This window comes from Pseudomonas sp. 3MA1 (assembly GCF_029237275.1).
GTDB classification, from domain to species: Bacteria; Pseudomonadota; Gammaproteobacteria; order Pseudomonadales; family Pseudomonadaceae; genus Aquipseudomonas; species Aquipseudomonas fluorescens_AP.
In genome coordinates, this window is record NZ_JAACFX010000019.1 from 21,602 (window position 1) to 39,185 (window position 17,584).

Consider the following 17,584-nt stretch of genomic DNA (forward strand, 5'->3'; position numbering starts at 1 on the left):
GCTAGATTAGGGCGCCTATCTGATACAAACAAAAAAGTGTTCTAGATACATAAGGTGGCCGAACATGCGCCGTACCCGCTACAAAACCCTCGTCGACCACTTCGCCCAGCGCATCCGTAGCGGCCAGCTGTGCCCGGGCACGCAACTGCCCACGGTGCGTGCGCTGATGGCCAGCGAGCAGGTGGCCCTGGCCACGGCGCTGCGGGTCTATCACGAGCTGGAAGCCATCGGCCTGGTGGTCGGCGAGCCCGGGCGCGGCACCTTCGTCCGCGACACCAGCCTGCCGCGGGGCATGGGCCTGGAGCAGCACCCGGCCAGCGCCGCCTCGGTGGACCTGGCGTTCAACTACCCGTCCCTGCCCGGCCAGGCGGAAAGCCTGCGCGAGGGGCTGCGGGCGATAGCCGCCTCCGGCGACCTGGATGCGCTGCTGCACTCGGCGCCCCAGGGTGGCCGCCCCCATGAACGCCAGACCGCGGCGCGCCACCTGCGCAACCGCGAGATCCGCGTCGCAGGCGAACAGGTGCTGATCGTCAACGGCGCCCAGCAAGGGCTGGCGGTGAGCCTGCTGGCACTGCTCCAGCCCGGGGACATCCTGGCGGTGGACGCCCTGACCTACCCCGGCCTCAAGACCCTGGCCCAGGTCCAGCGCCTGGACCTGGAACCACTGCCGCAGCACAACGGGCAGATGGACCTCGACGCCCTGCAGGCCCTGTGCCGCCGGCGCCCGGTACGGGCGCTGTACTGCATGCCGACCCTGCACAACCCGCTGGGCACGGTGATGCCCCTGGCCGAACGTCGGCGCCTGGTGCAACTGGCCCGCGAGCACGACCTGCTGCTGATCGAGGACGGCGCCTACGCCTTCCTCGCCGAACCGGCACCGGCGCCGCTACAGACCCTGGCCCCGGAGCGCACGCTTTATATTTCCGGGCTGTCGAAAAGCGTCGCCTCGGGCTTGCGCCTGGGGTTTGTCGTCGCGCCACTGGAGATGATCCCGGCTCTGGAACGGGCGATTCGCGTGTCCACCTGGAGCACCCCGTCGCTGACCGTGACCCTGGGCTGCCGCTGGATCGAGTCGGGGCTGGTGGACAGCCTGGAAGAGCAGAAGCGCAGCGATGCCCGCAGCCGCCAGCAACTGGCCCGGAGGGTGCTCAAGGGCTGCGACTATCAGGCGTACCCTTCATCGTATTTTCTCTGGCTGAAACTGCCGGAAGGACAGAGGGCCGATGCCGTAGTGGCGGCCCTGAAACATCAGGGGGTAACGATAACCTCGGCCGAACCCTTCGCCACCACCGCCCATGTACCCCAGGCGTTGCGCCTGGCCCTGGGCTCCATCGGCCTGCCGCTGCTGGAGCAGGCTCTGGAAAAGGTCCGCAACGAAATCACCCGCTAAGCACACCTGTAGGAGCCGGCTTGCCGGCGAAGAGCGCCAACTCAGCGGCGTCAATGGCCGGGGCAATCCGGCCCTTGGCACGACATTCCCCCCAGCTCAAGGTGGGCAGCAGCGCCACCTCCAGTACAACGATCTGCCGCAACCACGGCCAGTTGCACAGAAGCCCGCGCTTAGCGTCGGGCTGAAAAAACTGCCACGTTCATGTCCCACTAAGTGAAGTATCAAAGCGGCCATCGCCCCCAGGCCGCAGGCACGAAATGCCGGACGAAAAAAAACCCGCCGAAGCGGGTTTTTTCCAAGACCATTATGACTTCCTGTCTGCAGCATCCGTGCTAATGGTCGACCTTCCTTGATCCTGAGCGCTTCCTGCGCTGCAGTTGTGGGAAAGAAGATTAAACACAAAGCCGGGTACGCAGAAGGCGCATTGAATTACAGCGCGTGTAGGAAATTCGCTATACCGCACTTACGCAAACCCCTAGTTCATCCTTCCAGTGCCTGGGCGGCCAACTCTGCGAGCTTGAGCTGGTGCTGCACCCCGGGCTGATGAGCGTCCTGGAGAAACCAGGCGGCGCGGCTCCAGTTGCGCCGCCCGGGCAATCACCTGCACCTGGCGGGCAAAGCGCAGAGGGTCGGTGGCGCAGGGCAAGTCCGGGTTGCAGATCAGGTTGGCGAAGTCGAAGGTACGCTCGCCGTGCACGGACTTTGGATCGATGACCCGCCAGCCGCGCTCACCGAAGTCCAGCACATTGTCGTGGTGCACATCGCCATGCAGCACCACAGGGTCACGAGGCGCGGCCAGCAGTTGCTCGGCCATGGCCAGACTCTTGAGCAACAAGCCGCCCTGCTGGTGCGCCGCCTCGCGCAAATCCTTGAACCAACGATCCAGGGGCACCAGCGCTGGCAAGGGTTTCGAACGTGGCGCGTGCAAGCGCGCCAGCGTGGCGCAGACGATATGGCTGACGGCATCGTGCTCGCCCGCCAGGGCCATGCGCATCAATGAACGCGACCCCAGCGCACGCTCCATCAATAGCGCCTGATCCTCCTGGGCATAGACTTGCGCCGCGCCCTCCCCGGCCCACCAGGCCATCAAACGGTTGCCGGCCTGCTCGTCCTCATTCAGGGCAAGCTTCAGCATCGCCGGCGCGCCGTCTTCCAGACGCACCGGCAACAGGCGGCTGCCTGGGGTGACGATGGACTCGCCATCAGGCAGCAGACGCCAACGTTCGATATAGGTTGCAAACAAAAGAACAGCTCCAAGCGGTAAGCGGTAAGCGGTAAGCGGTAAGCGGTAAGCGGTAAGCGGTAAGCGGTAAGTTTCAAACGCCACGACTCGATCCGCAACGTGCCGCTTGCCGCGAACGACCTCAGCGCAGCTGCAAGTGGTTTTCTATATTGCTCATCTGCTCGTCCCAGCCACGGCTATTCATGCGAAAAGCCTTGAGCCGACGCTCACTGGGAATGCCGTCAAAGCCCGATTCGATAACCCGCAGCAAGGTGCCGCCGTCATGCTCCTCCAGTTCGAACTGCACCAGGGTGGTGGGTTCGGCCGAGTAGTCATGGGCCGGGTCGATGGCGTAGGGATGCCAGCGAAAGGAAAACCGCTCCTCGGGCAGCATCTGTTCCACCCGCACATCCCAGGTCAGGTGTTCATAACCCGGGTAAGTGACGGCGCCGCGCACGCGCTGGCCGGGGATGAAGTGCTGGCCCTGCAGGGCCACGCCGAACCAGCGGCCAAATTGCTCGGCCTCGCTCAGCGCCGCCCACACCTGCGCCGGACGGGCATGCAGCAGGATCTTGCGTTCAATGCGATCTGAAGCGTTCATAGGTCACCTCCAGTGATGAACACTAGACCGCTGTGCTTCGAGCGCAACCTTTATCCGGCCAAAGGCGCGACTGATCGCGGGCCAGGAAAAATGCTACTGTCGCCGGCGCAAATGCACCTCTCTTCGCAAAGGATCTGCCATGCCCCTCTCTCTTATCGACCGCTACCGCGGCAGCCTGCTGGGCCTGGCCTGTGGTGACGCCGTCGGCACCAGCGTCGAATTCAAGCCCCGCGGCAGCTTCGCGCCGGTCACCGATCTGCTGGGCGGTGGCCCCTTCAACCTCAAGCCCGGGCAATGGACCGACGACACCTCCATGGCCCTGTGCCTGGGCGAAAGCCTGCTGCACAAGAACGGCTTCGACCCGGCCGACCAGATGGGCCGCTACCTCAACTGGTGGCAATGGGGCTACCTGAGCGCCACCGGCGAATGCTTCGACATCGGCCTGACCGTGCGCCAGGCCCTGAGCGACTTTCAGGAGCATGGCCGGCCCTTCGCCGGCTCCACCGACCCGCAGACCGCGGGCAATGGTTCGTTGATGCGCCTGGCGCCGGTGGTGCTGTTTCACTACCCCGATCTGGCCCGAGTCCGCGAGTTCGCCGGCGCCAGCTCGCGCACCACCCACGGCGCCGCCGAAGCCGTCGAATGCTGCCAGCTGTTGGCCGGGTTGATCGCCAAGGCCCTGGGTGGCGCCAGCAAGCTGGAACTACAACGGCTCGATACCACGGGGTTGAGCCAGAGCAAGGTCGTGGCCCTGGCCCAGGGCGGCTATGTGCATAAAACCCGCGAGCAGATTCGCGGCAACGGTTATTGCGTCGACTCACTGGAGGCTGCGCTGTGGTGCTTCCAGCACAGCGACAGCTTCGCCGCCGCCGTGCTCGCCGCCGCCAACCTGGGGGATGACGCCGACACCACCGCGGCCATCGTCGGCCAGTTGGCCGGGGCTTTCTACGGGGTCCAGGGCATACCGCCGCACTGGCTGGCCTGCCTGCACATGGCCGAGGAGATCCAGACCATGGCCGATCAACTGCTGCAAGCCGCCCAGCGCCAGCAACCGGCCCGTCCCCTCAACGGCAGTTGCCTGTGCCGGGGCGTGCAGTATCAGGTCGAGCGCCTGGACATGCCCATCGGCCACTGTCACTGCCAGACCTGCCGCAAGGCCCATGCCGCGGCCTTCGCCTCCACCGCCGGGGTCATGCGCGAACACTTTCGCTGGACCCAAGGCCAGGAGCTGCTGAGAGCGTTCGAGTCGTCGCCGGGCAAGCTGCGGCACTTCTGCTCGGTCTGCGGCTCTCACTTGCTAGCGGAGCGGCCGGGCCAGCCCCACGTGATCCTGCGGGTGGCGACCCTGGACGATGATCCGGGGCAAACCCCGCAGGTGCATATCTGGACCGCCCACGATGTGCCCTGGCTGGCCCACGAGGCGCTGGAGCGCTGGCCCGAATGGCAGCCCAGCCGCAACTAGACTGAATGTCCACCCCTTGACCCGATAGCGAGATGTTCCATGCGTGCGATCCTGTTCCTGGCCCTTGCGCCGCTGCTGCTCGCGCCGTTGGCCCAGGCCGACGAGTGCGACAGTGCCACCACCCAAAGCGATATGAACCAGTGCGCCGGCCGGCAATTCCAGGCGGCCGACAAGCAACTGAACAACCTCTACCAGCAGATCAACCTGCGCCTGAAGGACCAGCCACAGGCCAAGAAACTTCTGGTCAGTGCACAACGGGCCTGGGTGGCGTTCCGCGATGCCGAGTGCGAGTTCTCGTCCTCGGGGGTCGAAGGTGGCAGCGTGTATCCACTGGTCTACAGCAACTGCACCACGGCCTTGACCAAGGCCCGGGTGGAAAATTTCAAGACCTACCTCAAATGCCAGGAAGGCGATTTGAGCTGCCCGGTACCGGGCCTCTAGGAGCGGGCTGGCCCGCGAAGGCGTCGGCGGGAGTGCTGCACGACTTGCCGGCCTGTTCGCCGGCAAGCCGGCTCCTACACAAGGAGCCGGGCAGGCCGATGGATAGGGGTCAGCGGATGAAGATCTGCGTGGTGGTGGCCGCCATGTCGCCACCGGGCAAGGTGATCTTGCCCACCTGCTTGAGGCTGTCGGCGTCGAAGATCGCCACGTCGTTGAAGGTCCCCGTCAGGTAGATCTTGCTCCCGGCCTTGTTGAACGACAGGCAGTAGTAGGAGTGGTCCAGGGTCGCGGCCTGGAGCAGCTTCTTCTGCTTGATGTCGTACTTGGCCAGGCGGTTGAGCACGCCGAACATCAGGTTCGGGTCCTTGGGCGAGCGCATGCCGCTGAAGTAGATCTCGGTCAGGGGACCGAAGTCGGTGGTTTCGGTCTTGCCGGTCTTCAAGTCAATGCTGAACAGCCCGTACAGCGGCTCGGCGGTCGCCGGGTCCTGCTGCTTGTCCTTGAATTTCGTCGCGGTGTAGAGCAGCGAGAAATCGTGGCGGTAGGTCTGCTGGTTCCAGATGTAGAGCACGTCCGGGGCGCTGTAGTTGGGGCGCTTCCAGTGCCGGCTGGGGACCAGTACGTCGAACTTGCCAGTCTGTACGTTGACCTTGTACAGGTCCGGTCCGGCCACATACAGGCTGCCGTCGTCGCCGCTCTGCATGATGGTCAGCTGACGCGGCGCGGGGAAGCTGCGCAGCGGCTTGGCGTCGAGCCCGGCGTCGGTGGCGTAGACATCCAGCCGCGGCTCCTTGACCTCATAGCGATCATTGAGCAGCAGGGTCGGGTTGGCCACGGTGTACAGCTCCTTGCCGTCGTGGCTGACGGTGAAGGCGAACATCGAGCGCGCCTTCTCCCCCGGGTGCTGGGTGATGCTGGCGTGGAACACCTGCTTGCAGCTGTCGAGCTCGACGCCGTAGACATCCGCGTAGTGGTTGTTCAACACGTAGGCGATCTTGCGGTCCGGCGACAGTTGCACCGTGCCGGGGCCGAAGGCGTCGGGCATCTTGCAGGTCTTGTACAGGCTGTCGCTGGCCAGATCGATGACGTGCAGGTTGTTCGGGTAGTTGGTGGTCACCAGGTACTCGTGACCGCTATTGAGCGCCAGGCTTTCATCGGCCAGGGCGTTGAACGAACAGGCGCCGAGAACCGCGAATGCGACCAGGCCGCAGGCTTTGATGCTGTGCATGCTGGAATCCTTCTTCTTGTTCATCACTTGTCTTTCGGGAAGACAGTGCCGAGGTTGCGCCAGTTGTCGTTGGAGGCCTGGGCGTCCTTGTTCCAGTCGGGGTAGGTGCTCATCATGTCCGGCACCTGGGCCGGCCACCAGCACGGATCGGAGCAGCCGTAGAGGTCGGCCTCCATCGGCTGGCACAGCGACGAGACCCCGCCAAAGGCGTCGATTTCCCAGCCCGGGTCGGTGGTCGAGGCGCAGCCGGCCACCGTGTTCATCGCCAGCACGTCTTCGATCCGATCCTCGGCGGCGGCCTGGGTCAGTTTCTGAGCTTTGTTATTGATTGGCTTGAGATGTTTCATGTCAGTGGGCCTTGCGCGGAGTGATGTAAGTGCTGATGAACGCAGGGTTGTGCGCCATGATCCGGCTGTAGACGTCGATGCCGAAATCCACCCAGTCACGCATCAGTTCGCAATAGTGATATGTCGGGTGCGCCGGATCGCCGTAGCGGGCGTAGCTCTCGTGGTAGCAGCCGCCGGAACACAGGTTGCGGATGCGGCAGCTGTCGCAGCCGGTGTTGCTCCGGTCCAGGCGCTGAGACAGGAAGTCGTTGAGTTCCATCTGCTTGACCCCGCCGTCATGCACATTGCCAAAGGTCGGCAAGCTTGAGCCGGTAAAGCGGTGGCACAGGTTCAGCTCGCCCTTGTGGTCCACCGCCAGCATCTTCAGTCCGGCGCCGCAAGGCAGCGCCTTCTTGTGGCCCTCGTGGATGTCGGTGATCAACTGGTGCAGGTTGGAGAAACCGATGTTGCGGTGTTCCAGCGCCGCTTCCAGGTAACGCCGTCCCAGGCGTTTCATGCTGGCGAAGACTTCGATCAGCTCCTCGCTGCTGAGGTTGAAGCTGCTGATGTCCCCGGAGGTCACCGGGGCGAAACCCACCTCGGCGAACCCCAGCTCGTTGAACAGGTGATCCCAGATCGTCTCGACATCGGTGACGCCGGTGGTCAGGGTCACCCGGGCCCCCACCGGGCGGCTGTTGTAGCGCGCCAGGAGCATCTGCGCCTTGCGCCGCACCACGTCATAGGTGCCCTGCCCGCCCACGGTGATGCGGTTGCGATCGTGCACGGTCTTGGGCCCGTCGATGCTCACCGACAATCCGAAACGGTGGGCATTGAGGTAGTCCACCACCTCCTCGGTCAACAGCGTGGCGTTGGTAGTCATGACGAACTCGACGAACTTGCCGGCGGCGGTAAAGCGCCGTTCGCAGTAGTCCACCATGGCCTCGATCAGCGGCCGGTTGCTCAACGGCTCACCGCCGAAGAACACCACGGTGTAGCGCTCCTCGTCGGGGGATTCCTGGAGCAGCATCTCCACCGAGGCGATGGCCGTGTCCAGGCCCATCTTCTTGCCCGCCGAGGGCTTGTCCAGGTCCTCCTTGTAGCAGTAGGTGCAGCTCAGGTTGCAGCCGGTATTGACGTTGAGCACCACGGTATTGATCGCCGTGCGCTCGACCCGCTTGACGCCGATTTCCGGGGTCAGGGGCGAGCCGTCGCTGACCAGTTCCAGGGCGATCAGCTCGCGCAGGGTGTCGCTGACGTCGGCGCTGTCGTAGGCACCGGCCAATTGTTGGATCAAGTCTTCCGGGGTGCAGCCCGGGCCGCGCAGGGCATCGATGATGCTGCCGGTCAGGGCATCGCTGGCGAACAGCGAACTGCTGGGGATATGGAACAGCATGCGGTCGGCGTCGACCTGCACTTCATGCAGGTTGCGCTCCACCAGATTCAGAATTGCGCCCATTACAACCTCCTGTGCAAACCCCGCTGTCGGGGCCTGCGGTCATTGCCTGAAAGTGTCTGTCGCGGTTGCTCGACGGCCCTCAGGGAATGGGTGGATTGTTCCAGCGTTGCACGGTGACGATCAGCTGGCCTTCGCCGGTCAGGGCCTTGCCCGCGTCATCCACGGCGGCGATCACCTTGAGGTTGCCGGCGTTGTTGGTGGACATCTTGCGCTGCGGGTTGGGCCCGGCGTCGCCCGGGGTGAACACGCCGCTGTCGGCCTGCATGCTGCCGGCGTACTTGACGTCTTCATCCTTGGCCGCCTGCTCGTCGAAGGCCTCGACCTTCCACTGCGCCGGCATCACGCCGATGCGATAGGCCTTGCCGTCGGCGCCCTGGCCCCAGGCTTCGGCATCGAAGCGGCCCTGGACCTTGGGCGTCGAACCGCCACCGTCGCCGATCCGCGCCACCGAGAAGGCCGGCACCACCTTGACCTCGGCAATGCGCTGGTACACCGCCAGCGTGGCGCCCTTGAGGCTACCGACACTGACTTCGCGCAGCCCCGGCTGGGCGCTGGCCGCGGCCTTGAGCTTGAGGCGGATGCGCTCCGGGCTCTGCTCCAGCACCTGCACCACCTCGACCCCCTGGCCGAAGCTCGGAGTGCCTTTGAGGCCCGCGCCCACCAGGGTCACTTCGGCCTCCTCGCCGGCCTTGAGATAACCCGGCTGCAGCGCCAGCAGGCGCTGGCTGCCCTGTTTGGCGGCGATGAAATCCAGGCCGCGCTCATCGTGCTCGGCCTCGAACATCCGCCCTTGCAGCGCGTTGCCCTGGGCCGCCAGCACCTGGCGCATGACCACGCCGTCGACCGTGACATTGCCGCGCCATTCATAGCCGTTGTAGAGAATCGCGCTGCCCTGGCCATTGAACGGGCTGCCATCGGCGTACTGACCCTTGACGCTGACCTTGAACTGATCGCCCTCGCCGGCGCTGACGCTCATCATCCCGGCCAGTTCGCCCTTGCCCGGCAGGTGGCTGCTGAAACTCCAGTCCCCGACCAGCGCTGCCGCCGACGGGCGCGCCTGTTGCCAGGCCTTCCAGGCCGGGTTGTCGAGGGGGTAACGCTGGGCCAGCAGCGGCACCATGTCCTTGAGCGCGGTGGGCAGCCATTCGCGATCCCGGGACAGCGCCTGGTACTCCAGGGACGGCCATTGCCCGAGGTGGAAGTTCACCAGCCGCTCCCACTCCTGGGCCGGACGGCGCTGCAGGGCGATCCGCGCGCCGGAGTGGCAACGGGCGCACATCTGGGTGGTCTGCTCGTCGAAATGCTCGACGGTGTTCAAGCGCCGCTCCAGGGCATAGCGCACGCCGTCGGTTTCGCTGGGGGCCAGGCCCTGGGTGTCGGCCAGGTACTTGACCAGGGTGCGGCGGTCCTCGTCGCTGATCTTCAGGCCGTGCATGGTCTGCATGCGGGCAATGCTCATCAGCCAGCCTTCCGGGGTCTTGCGCTGGTGGCTGATGCGGCTCAGGGCGTCCCCGGCCTCGGGGGTGTGACAGCCCTGGCAAGTTTCCTTGAGGATGCTCTGGGCATCCCGGGCGGCGAAACTCGACGGCGCGTGCAAGGCGGTACAGGTGGCGATGGCCAGCAGGCTGGCGCTGAGCCTCAGGCGGAGTTTTCTCTTCATCAGGGTCGAACCTCCCTCGGTGCTTTCTTATTGTTAGCGAGTCGTTTTTATGGTTTCTGCCATGCCCGGCGACACCGGCCATGGAGGCAAGAGAAACGTCTGAGGGTAAGCAATACACGGAGCGTGCCAGCTTATAAAAGAACAACGAATCAATGACTTAGGCGACAACACCACACCTTGGACGCCGCCACGCTGTTACCCGACGTTCAATTTCGCGACAAACGTCTCAGTCTGAGACACCCCAGCGCGGGGCACGAATCGCCACAGCGGCGCCCGAACCAACTGCATCGGTGGTTTTCTTTGCAATTGGACCTTGCATTTATCCGGCGCCGCCGCAAAATCACCCGCGCTTTGCCGGCCCCGCTGTGTGGGCCGCTCGGCACTCCCCTCATTACAAGGAACCTGAAGTTCATGGATAGAAGCGCCTGTGCCCGTCTCGGCTCGCTGATCCTCTCGTTGTCTGCCCTGACCCTGGTCGGTTGCAAGGAAGAAACCAGCCCCAAAACGGCCGCCATTGCACCGGCCCCGGCGCCCGCGGCCATGATCATGCCGATCTGCGCCAACGGCGAATGTGCCGTCCTGGACCAGGACGGCAAGGTGCTGGTGAGCGCCGACAACGACTACGACGCCGTGGTCGCCCTGCCCCTGGACAAGACCTTCCTGTTCGCCAAGGACGGCACCTGGAACCTCGCCAGCGCCGACGGCAAGCAGATCCTCAAGGCCGCCTTCACCGACGACCTGCGCCTGCTGACCCCGGGCTATTTCGGCTTCGGCCAGGACGGCAAGCTGGGCATCATCGACCAGAGCGGCAAGCAGATTCAGCCACCGCGCTTCGACGACCTGTATGTCGGCGGCGCGGATGACTTCATCGTCTACGAGATCGGCGGCAAGCGCGGCATTCTCAGCGCCAAGGGCGAGGTGATCACCGAAGCCGTGTATGACAGCAGCGTGGTGCGCGACGACTTCGCCAAGCGCGGCGGCTGGATGGGCGCCGAGCGCGGCGAGCAGAAGTGGGCGCTCAACCTCAAGACCGGCGAGCAGAAGCAGGTCGAGTTCGACAGCATCGACTCCTTCGCCTACCAGCATCTGGTGGTCAGCACCGAACAGGGCAAGGCCCTGGCCGATGCCAATGCGCAGTTGATCAGCGCCGCCACCTACAACTGGATGGGCGAGCCGGGCGACGGCCTGGTGGCCTTCCGCGAAAAATATGACAGCCCCTGCGGCTACATGGACTTCCAGGGCAAGACCGTGATCCAGGCCCAGTTCGGCACCTGTCAGGTGTTCGGCAAGCAGGGCGCGCTGGTCACCGCCAAGAATGCCGACGGCAGCTCCGGCAAGGCCGGCTTCATCGACCGCCAGGGCCAATGGAAGGTGCAGCCGACCTATGACTCGGCGGACCCGGCAGGCTTCAGCCCCCTGGGGATGTTCAAGCAGGTATCGGGGCTGAACCAGGTCGCGGTGCTGCAGAACGTGTTCAGCGCCACCTTCGGCATCTTCGATGTGGACAAGGGCGTGGAGCTGTTCAAGCCAACCTACGCGCAGATCGGCGCGCTCAACGCCGACCTGTTCGTGTTCAGCACCGCCAACAGCCCGACCAAGCAGGCCACCCTGTTCGGTCAGGCCACGCAGATGCACACCGTGGGCCTGATGGACGCCAGCGGCAAGGTGCTGCTGGAGCCGGGCCAGTACGTCGACATTCGCCTGGATGCCAGCGGCCACTACCTGCTGGCCACCGACGACACCTCGCCCCTGGCCACCTCGGCGCTGTATGACCTCAAGGGCAAGCGCCTGATTGCCAGCAAGTGGCAGGAACTGGTGGTGGACGAAGCCCGCGGGGCGATCTTCGGCTATGCCGTGGAAGGCGTCGGCGACGATCAGTCCCGCAGCCTCAAGGCGCTGTACCGCCTGGACGGCACCCCGAGCTTCCAGGTCAGCCAGGTGGAATGCGGCGCCGAGCAGGTGCGTGACGGCCAGGACAAGGTGCTGTGGCCGGCCAACCCGCAGGACCACTGCCCGCAACCGGACGAGGAAGAAGACCAGGGCGAAGGCGACAACGCACAGGGCTGAGGCCCTGGGCGAACCGGTCACGGTGGCGATCAAGCCTGCTAGGATGCGGGCTTGATCGATTCAGCCAACCGGCCCGGATGGGGCCCGAGAGGAACTGTCCCATGCTCAACGCTCTGCTTTTCGACCTTGACGGCACCCTGACCGACACCGACGCCCTGCACCTGCTGGCCCTGCAACAACTGTTGTGGGAAGAAGAGCGCCGGGTGTTCACCGAGGCCGAATTCGCCGCCCACGTCAGTGGCCAGGCCAACGCCAACATGTGCCGCTACCTGTTCCCCGAGCGCAGCGTGGCGGAACATGCAGCCTTCGCTGAACGCAAGGAAGTGCGTTTTCGCCAACTGTCCCCGCAACTCAAGCCCCTGCCCGGCCTGCTGCGCCTGCTGGACTTCGCTGCCGAGCACGGCATCGGCGTGTGCGTGGTGACCAACGCGCCACGGGCCAACGCCGAACACATGCTCAAGGTCCTGGGCCTGCAGGAGCGTTTCCAGACGGTGCTGGTGGCCGAGGAGCTGCCCCGGGCCAAGCCTGACCCCCTGCCCTACCTCAGCGGCCTGGAATGCCTGCAAGCCACCGCCGAACAGGCCCTGGCCTTCGAGGACTCGGTGCCCGGACTGACCGCCGCGGTCAACGCCGGCATCCGCACCTTCGGCCTGGCCACCAGCCAGCAACCACAGACCCTGCTCGATGCCGGCGCCCACCGGGTGATCCGCGACTTCGACGACCCGCTGCTGTGGGCCGAGATCCGGCGTCGGCTCGAACGCGCCTGAACCACTGACAGCCGGCCGCGGATCCGCCGGGGCCATGAGCACAGTTGCAGCCTGAGTTGAAAGGAATGTCGCTGGCGATTGCAGCGTGACGGTGGGCGCGAACCTCACCGGGAGAAAACAACAGAAGGGAAAAAGTGCTCGCCCATCACTTCGGCAGTGGCACCTAAGCCGAAGTACCCCCTTTGGCTGGGCGAGCAGGGAGGAATATACGTGGCTGCCGAGGGCGGTCCTATCGGACAGATCCTAAAAGCCAGTGCGATTCGGACAAATACCTTTGCGCTTTTTCCTCAAGACCACCTTTTTTTCACAGCTCTTTCACCTCGCGCCCCTTAGATTGAGAGCCACTCCTGAACGAATCCCATTTGGCCCGCCTTGTTGCGGGCTTTTTTTTGCCAGCGCGCGCGCCCTGCAAGGGCGCGGGCTCCAGGCTGTCGGCCAGCTGAACGAAATCGCGCCAGGCCTGCCGCCGCCCATGACCACAGATACAATTTGAAACCTTTACCCCCCTCTCCAGATCGACGCCATGACTGAAGACTTCGAAGTGCCCAGCCCCCACGAAAAGCACCTGGAACACGTGACCGAACACGCCCACGGCCGCAATGACAACTTCGCCAGCAAGATCGCGGTGATGACCGCGATCATGGCCACCCTGGGGGCGCTGCTGAGCTATCAGGCCGGCTCCACCGAGAGCCTGGCGGCGATGGACAAGAACAACGCCGCGATGAAGAAGACCGAAGCCGCCAACCAGTGGGCCTACTACCAGGCCAAGTCCAGCCGGCAGAACCTGGCGGAACTGGCGACCCACATTCCCGGGGTCGATGCCGGGCACTACAGCATCGAGGCCCAGCGCTACCAGAAGGAAAAGGAAGCGGTGCGGCTCAAGGCCGAAGCCCTGGAGGCCGAGGCCCGGGACTGGGATGAGCAATCGGAGGCCGCGCTGCACCAGCACCATCGCTGGGCCCAGGCGATGATGGCGATCCAGATTGCCATTTCGATGGCCGCCATCACCCTGCTGACCCGCAAGGAGTGGCTGAAAAAACTCGCCTACGGCGCCGCCGGAGGCAGTATGCTGCTGGGCGCCCTGGCCTGGCTGCACATCTAGGAAACCCCCGCCGCGCAGCCCCGAGACCGGCGAGCCGAGCCGTCTCTGGATTCTCACCGGCTGTCGCAGTTTGCGAAAAACCGCCGCACGCCCGGCCTCGCCATTGCCCGCCAAGCCCCGCAATCGCGGGGCCCCGGCGCCCGCACGAATCTGGCACAGCCATTGCGAAAGCCCCTGCCTCACCTACAACAAGAGGCTTCGCCATGGCTATTGCCCCCCTGCTCGCCGCTACCACGGCGTTTATCCAACGCGCCCCGCGCATGTTGATCGGCGCCCATTGGGTCGAGGCCGCCGACGGCCAGACCATGCCCCTGCGCAACCCCGCCACCGGCGAACAGCTGTGCCTGGTGCCCCGGGCCACGGTGGATGACGTCGATCGCGCGGTACAGGCGGCGCGCCAGGCGTTCGACGATTCGTCCTGGACCCGCACCCGCCCCCGGGAACGGCAGAACCTGCTGTGGAAGCTCGCCGAGCTGATGCAGCGCGACGCCGAGCTGCTGGCCCAGCTGGAATGCCTGAACAACGGCAAGAGCGCCGCCGTGGCCCTGGCCATGGATGTGCAGCTGTCCATCGATTTCTTGCGCTACATGGCCGGCTGGGCGACCAAGATCGAGGGTTCAAGCGTCGAGGTGTCGCTGCCGTTGATGCCGGATGATCAGTTCCACAGTTTCATCCGCCGCGAGGCGGTGGGCGTGGTCGGCGCCATCGTCGCCTGGAACTTCCCCCTGCTGCTGGCCTGCTGGAAACTCGGCCCGGCCCTGGCCACCGGCTGCACCCTGGTGCTCAAGCCGGCCGACGAAACCCCGCTCAGCGCCCTGAAGCTGGCGGAGCTGGTGCAGGAAGCCGGCTACCCCGATGGCGTGTTCAACGTGGTCACCGGCACCGGCATCACCGCCGGTTCCGCCCTGACCCGCAACCCCCTGGTGGACAAGCTGACCTTCACCGGCTCCACCGCCGTGGGCAAGGAAATCGGCAAGATCGCCATGGATTCCATGACCCGGGTAACCCTGGAACTGGGGGGCAAGTCGCCGACCATCGTCATGGCCGACGCCGACCTGAGTAGCGCCGCCGCCGGGGCCGCCAGCGCGATCTTCTTCAACCAGGGCCAGGTGTGCTGCGCCGGTTCGCGGCTGTATGTGCAGCGCAAGCATTTTGACAACGTGGTGGCCGACATTGCCGGCATCGCCAACGCCATGAAACTGGGCAATGGCCTGGACAGCAGCGTCGACATGGGCCCGCTGATTTCCGCGCGCCAGCAGGAGCGGGTCTATCGCTACATCGAGATGGGCCGCGACAGCGGCGCCACCATCGCCTGCGGCGGCGAGCAGTTCGGCCCGGGGTATTTCGTCAAGCCGACGGTGATCGCCGATGTCGACCAGCGGCATGCCCTGGTCCAGGAAGAGATCTTCGGCCCGGTGCTGGTGGCGATTCCCTTCGACGATGAAGCCGACGCCCTGCGCCTGGCCAACGACAGCCCCTACGGCCTCGGCGCAAGCATCTGGTCCAACGACCTGGCGGCGGTGCACCGGATGATCCCGCGGATCAAGTCCGGTTCGGTGTGGGTCAACTGCCACAGCGCCCTGGACCCGGCGCTGCCGTTTGGCGGCTACAAGATGTCCGGGGTCGGCCGGGAAATGGGCCATGCCGCCATCGAGCACTACACCGAGCTGAAATCGGTGCTGATCAAGCTCTGATCCGCACCCGCGCCAACCGCCCCACCCGGGGCGCCGGAGGTGGTCCGGCGCCCCCCGACGACTGCCCTGTCCAGCGGGCAAAGCGCTGCTACGCTCAGCCCGAGCCGGCTCGCTGTCCACCTTGAAGGGCCCGGGTTCGCCCCCTCCACAACGCCTCATCACCACCGAAAACCTGAGGAAAGCATCATGGGATCAAATGGAAATGATCACGATTACATCCAGTGCGGCTGCCACAACACCGTCTGGGAAGCACTGAAAGACACCCTCGACCCCGCCAGCTACATCGCCAGTCACGCAAACGCCGCCCATGGCACCGCCAAGGACCCGAGCGGCGAGTCCCTGGTTTTTCATGACGGCATCATCTACCCCCTGCGCGACGGCAACATGGAGCAACGGGTCGAAGCCCTGGGCATCCATGCCGGCGACGTGGTCGCCTCGGGCACCCTGGCCGCTGTCGAAGCCCGCATGCAGGCCCTGGGCATCGAGTACAAGCGGCAGTCGCTGCAGGGCAAGACCCTGCTGCCCGGCCTGGTCGAGCCACACGCCCACATCGTGCAAAGCTGCGCCATGGACGGCTGGCTGAACCTGGGCGCCATCGAGCCCGAGCCCCTCGACAGCGACCCGCAGAGCGACCCACGCAGCCAGCGGCTGCGGCCTGTCTACAACTGGAACTGGCTGAGAGAAACCATTCAGAGCAACCTGCCCGAGGACAGTTCCAGCTGGGTCCTCGGGCATCTGGTCGATCCGGCGCTGATGCCCTTCAAGGTGGTGCCGGGGGGCCTGAACCAGCTCATTACCCTGCAATGTGGCGACACGCCCGAAGAGGGCTACCTGGACACCATCGAGGCCAAACGGCCGATGCTGCTGATCAGCGCGTCCATGCACAGCGCCTACATGAACACGGCGGCCAGGGATCTGGTTCATGAAAAAACCGGGATCATGGTTCAGAACGGTGTGCTGCAGGAAACCCAGATCGTGGCCGGGATCCTGTCGATTCCCGCCAAGCAGAAGCTGCAGATGCTGAAGATCTTCAAGCGCCTGGACACCTTCTTCCAGACCGCTGCCAGCCGCGGGATCACCCTGCTGTACGACGCGATGATGGATCCCCTGTCGAAACTGGTGTTGAACGCCTACTTCCTGACCCACCCCAGAACGCTGCGGATCGGCTATGCCGCCGCCTGCAACAACTCGCTCGACGCCCTCAAACTGCTGCCGGACTATCGGCCGGTCACACGGGAAGAGGCCAAACACCTGTATCAGGGCTCGATCAAGGTGATCTCGGACGGCTCCAACCAGGGGTTGACCGGCTATCAGGTCGCGGACTACTGCTGCAAGACCGATCGCCCGGTGGGCAACTTCAATCTGTGCGATGAGGGCAACGACACCCCGAAAGAACTACCGGTTCGCTACAGGGACTTTATCCACGCGGCGGTGAAAAAGGGCTGGCCGCTGATGATCCATGCCAACGGCGACCGGGCCATCGAATTCACTCTGCAGGCCTATGACCTGGCCCTGCAGGGCCAGAGCGGCCTGGACAAGCGCCATCGCATCGAACACTGCTCCCTGCTCACCCCGAAAACCCTGAAAACCATGCAGCGTCTGGGTCTGTCACCGAGCTTTCTGATTGGTCATGTCGGCTACTGGGGCTATGCCTTCGACAAAGCCATTTTCGAGAGCAAGGCCCAGAAGATGCTCGACCTTTGCAAGTCGGCCCTGGACCACGAGCTGCGGATTTCCCTGCACAGCGACTATTCGGTGACCCCGCTGGGGCCCCTGCGCTCGATGGAACAGGCGGTGACCCGCAAGATGGAGGGCATCCGCAATCATGACCAGCAGTTCGTCAACGACCCGCGCCTGCAACCGATCCTCAATGAAGCCGAGTGCCTGACCCGCCAACAGGCGCTGAAAGCCATCACCTACGACGCCGCGTGGCAGTGTCATGCCGAGGCCTGGACCGGGTCGCTGCAGGACGGGAATTTCGCCGACTTCGTGATCCTCGATCAGAACCCGTTGGACGAGAAGGTCCCGGCCACCCAGATTCGCGACATCAAGATCCGCGAAACCTGGAAAGGCGGCCAGCGGGTGTATCTCAACCCCCGCAACTGACTGCGGCCAGTGCCGGCCCGGGGGCTGCAAGAGCCCCCGGCTCCCGGTAGGAGCCGGCTTGC

At 64.8% G+C, this 17,584-nt stretch carries 13 protein-coding genes and 2 pseudogenes; 9 read left to right on the plus strand and 6 right to left on the minus strand.

Annotated elements, in window-relative coordinates:
- Window positions 1-64: 64 nt before the first annotated feature.
- Window positions 65-1,390 carry a PLP-dependent aminotransferase family protein gene (locus tag GWQ44_RS30095; protein WP_275929023.1) on the plus strand — a complete coding sequence of 442 codons (1,326 nt, stop codon included), beginning with the start codon at window positions 65-67 and terminating at the stop codon, window positions 1,388-1,390.
- Window positions 1,391-1,870: 480 nt separating this feature from the next.
- Here the strand turns inward: GWQ44_RS30095 and GWQ44_RS30100 are convergent.
- Window positions 1,871-2,633, minus strand: a pseudogene (locus GWQ44_RS30100) (aminoglycoside phosphotransferase family protein).
- Between the two features lie 121 nt (window positions 2,634-2,754).
- Complete coding sequence (locus GWQ44_RS30105) at window positions 2,755-3,213, minus strand: SRPBCC family protein (protein WP_275929024.1); 459 nt, start codon at window positions 3,211-3,213, stop codon at window positions 2,755-2,757.
- A 139-nt stretch (window positions 3,214-3,352) separates the two neighbouring features.
- Here GWQ44_RS30105 and GWQ44_RS30110 point away from each other — a divergent pair.
- The 3 genes and pseudogenes from GWQ44_RS30110 to GWQ44_RS30120 all read left to right on the plus strand — a co-directional run.
- Window positions 3,353-4,267 (plus strand): annotated as a pseudogene (locus GWQ44_RS30110) (ADP-ribosylglycohydrolase family protein); the annotation flags it as partial.
- 36 nt (window positions 4,268-4,303) lie between these two features.
- Window positions 4,304-4,675, plus strand: a complete 372-nt coding sequence (locus GWQ44_RS30115) for a GFA family protein (protein WP_235437028.1) — start codon at window positions 4,304-4,306, stop codon at window positions 4,673-4,675.
- 39 nt (window positions 4,676-4,714) lie between these two features.
- Complete coding sequence (locus GWQ44_RS30120; protein ID WP_047305444.1) at window positions 4,715-5,116, plus strand: lysozyme inhibitor LprI family protein; 402 nt, start codon at window positions 4,715-4,717, stop codon at window positions 5,114-5,116.
- A 109-nt stretch (window positions 5,117-5,225) separates the two neighbouring features.
- Here the strand turns inward: GWQ44_RS30120 and peaD are convergent, their stop codons facing one another.
- The 4 genes from peaD to peaA form a co-directional block, all read right to left on the minus strand.
- Window positions 5,226-6,344 carry a quinohemoprotein amine dehydrogenase subunit beta gene (peaD, locus tag GWQ44_RS30125; protein ID WP_275929025.1) on the minus strand — a complete coding sequence of 373 codons (1,119 nt, stop codon included), beginning with the start codon at window positions 6,342-6,344 and terminating at the stop codon, window positions 5,226-5,228.
- A gap of 23 nt (window positions 6,345-6,367) precedes the next feature.
- Entirely contained in the window at window positions 6,368-6,691 is a 324-nt protein-coding gene (gene qhpC / locus GWQ44_RS30130) for a quinohemoprotein amine dehydrogenase subunit gamma (protein WP_016964501.1), read from the minus strand.
- 1 nt (window position 6,692) lies between these two features.
- Complete coding sequence (gene peaB / locus GWQ44_RS30135; RefSeq protein ID WP_275929026.1) at window positions 6,693-8,126, minus strand: quinohemoprotein amine dehydrogenase maturation protein; 1,434 nt, start codon at window positions 8,124-8,126, stop codon at window positions 6,693-6,695.
- 79 nt (window positions 8,127-8,205) lie between these two features.
- Window positions 8,206-9,786 (minus strand): quinohemoprotein amine dehydrogenase subunit alpha, encoded by a 1,581-nt coding sequence (gene peaA / locus GWQ44_RS30140; RefSeq protein ID WP_275929027.1) that lies wholly within the window; start codon window positions 9,784-9,786, stop codon window positions 8,206-8,208.
- Between the two features lie 411 nt (window positions 9,787-10,197).
- Here peaA and GWQ44_RS30145 point away from each other — a divergent pair, with 411 nt between their 5' ends.
- The 5 genes from GWQ44_RS30145 to GWQ44_RS30165 all read left to right on the plus strand — a co-directional run bounded on the left by GWQ44_RS30145 (window position 10,198) and on the right by GWQ44_RS30165 (window position 17,522).
- Window positions 10,198-11,853 (plus strand): WG repeat-containing protein, encoded by a 1,656-nt coding sequence (locus tag GWQ44_RS30145; protein ID WP_016964497.1) that lies wholly within the window; start codon window positions 10,198-10,200, stop codon window positions 11,851-11,853.
- Window positions 11,854-11,954: 101 nt separating this feature from the next.
- The gene (locus GWQ44_RS30150; RefSeq protein ID WP_275929028.1) at window positions 11,955-12,620 is read left to right on the plus strand and encodes an HAD-IA family hydrolase; all 666 of its coding nucleotides are present in this window, start codon (window positions 11,955-11,957) and stop codon (window positions 12,618-12,620) included.
- A gap of 523 nt (window positions 12,621-13,143) precedes the next feature.
- Entirely contained in the window at window positions 13,144-13,722 is a 579-nt protein-coding gene (locus GWQ44_RS30155; protein ID WP_275929029.1) for a DUF4337 domain-containing protein, read from the plus strand.
- A 203-nt stretch (window positions 13,723-13,925) separates the two neighbouring features.
- Window positions 13,926-15,416 carry an aldehyde dehydrogenase family protein gene (locus GWQ44_RS30160; RefSeq protein WP_275929030.1) on the plus strand — a complete coding sequence of 497 codons (1,491 nt, stop codon included), beginning with the start codon at window positions 13,926-13,928 and terminating at the stop codon, window positions 15,414-15,416.
- A gap of 186 nt (window positions 15,417-15,602) precedes the next feature.
- Window positions 15,603-17,522 (plus strand): amidohydrolase family protein, encoded by a 1,920-nt coding sequence (locus GWQ44_RS30165; protein WP_275929031.1) that lies wholly within the window; start codon window positions 15,603-15,605, stop codon window positions 17,520-17,522.
- The last annotated feature ends 62 nt before the right edge of the window (window positions 17,523-17,584 follow it).

Excerpts from the sequence above, each read along its gene's own strand:
- GWQ44_RS30145 (WP_016964497.1), top strand. The coding sequence starts at position 10,198 with ATGGATAGAAGCGCCTGTGCCCGTCTCGGCTCGCTGATCCTCTCGTTG.
- peaA (WP_275929027.1), bottom strand. The coding sequence starts at position 9,786 with ATGAAGAGAAAACTCCGCCTGAGGCTCAGCGCCAGCCTGCTGGCCATC.
- peaB (WP_275929026.1), bottom strand. The coding sequence starts at position 8,126 with ATGGGCGCAATTCTGAATCTGGTGGAGCGCAACCTGCATGAAGTGCAG.
- GWQ44_RS30155 (WP_275929029.1), top strand. The coding sequence starts at position 13,144 with ATGACTGAAGACTTCGAAGTGCCCAGCCCCCACGAAAAGCACCTGGAA.
- GWQ44_RS30160 (WP_275929030.1), top strand. The coding sequence starts at position 13,926 with ATGGCTATTGCCCCCCTGCTCGCCGCTACCACGGCGTTTATCCAACGC.
- peaD (WP_275929025.1), bottom strand. The coding sequence starts at position 6,344 with ATGCACAGCATCAAAGCCTGCGGCCTGGTCGCATTCGCGGTTCTCGGC.
- GWQ44_RS30095 (WP_275929023.1), top strand. The coding sequence starts at position 65 with ATGCGCCGTACCCGCTACAAAACCCTCGTCGACCACTTCGCCCAGCGC.
- GWQ44_RS30165 (WP_275929031.1), top strand. The coding sequence starts at position 15,603 with ATGGGATCAAATGGAAATGATCACGATTACATCCAGTGCGGCTGCCAC.
- GWQ44_RS30150 (WP_275929028.1), top strand. The coding sequence starts at position 11,955 with ATGCTCAACGCTCTGCTTTTCGACCTTGACGGCACCCTGACCGACACC.
- GWQ44_RS30120 (WP_047305444.1), top strand. The coding sequence starts at position 4,715 with ATGCGTGCGATCCTGTTCCTGGCCCTTGCGCCGCTGCTGCTCGCGCCG.
- qhpC (WP_016964501.1), bottom strand. The coding sequence starts at position 6,691 with ATGAAACATCTCAAGCCAATCAATAACAAAGCTCAGAAACTGACCCAG.
- GWQ44_RS30105 (WP_275929024.1), bottom strand. The coding sequence starts at position 3,213 with ATGAACGCTTCAGATCGCATTGAACGCAAGATCCTGCTGCATGCCCGT.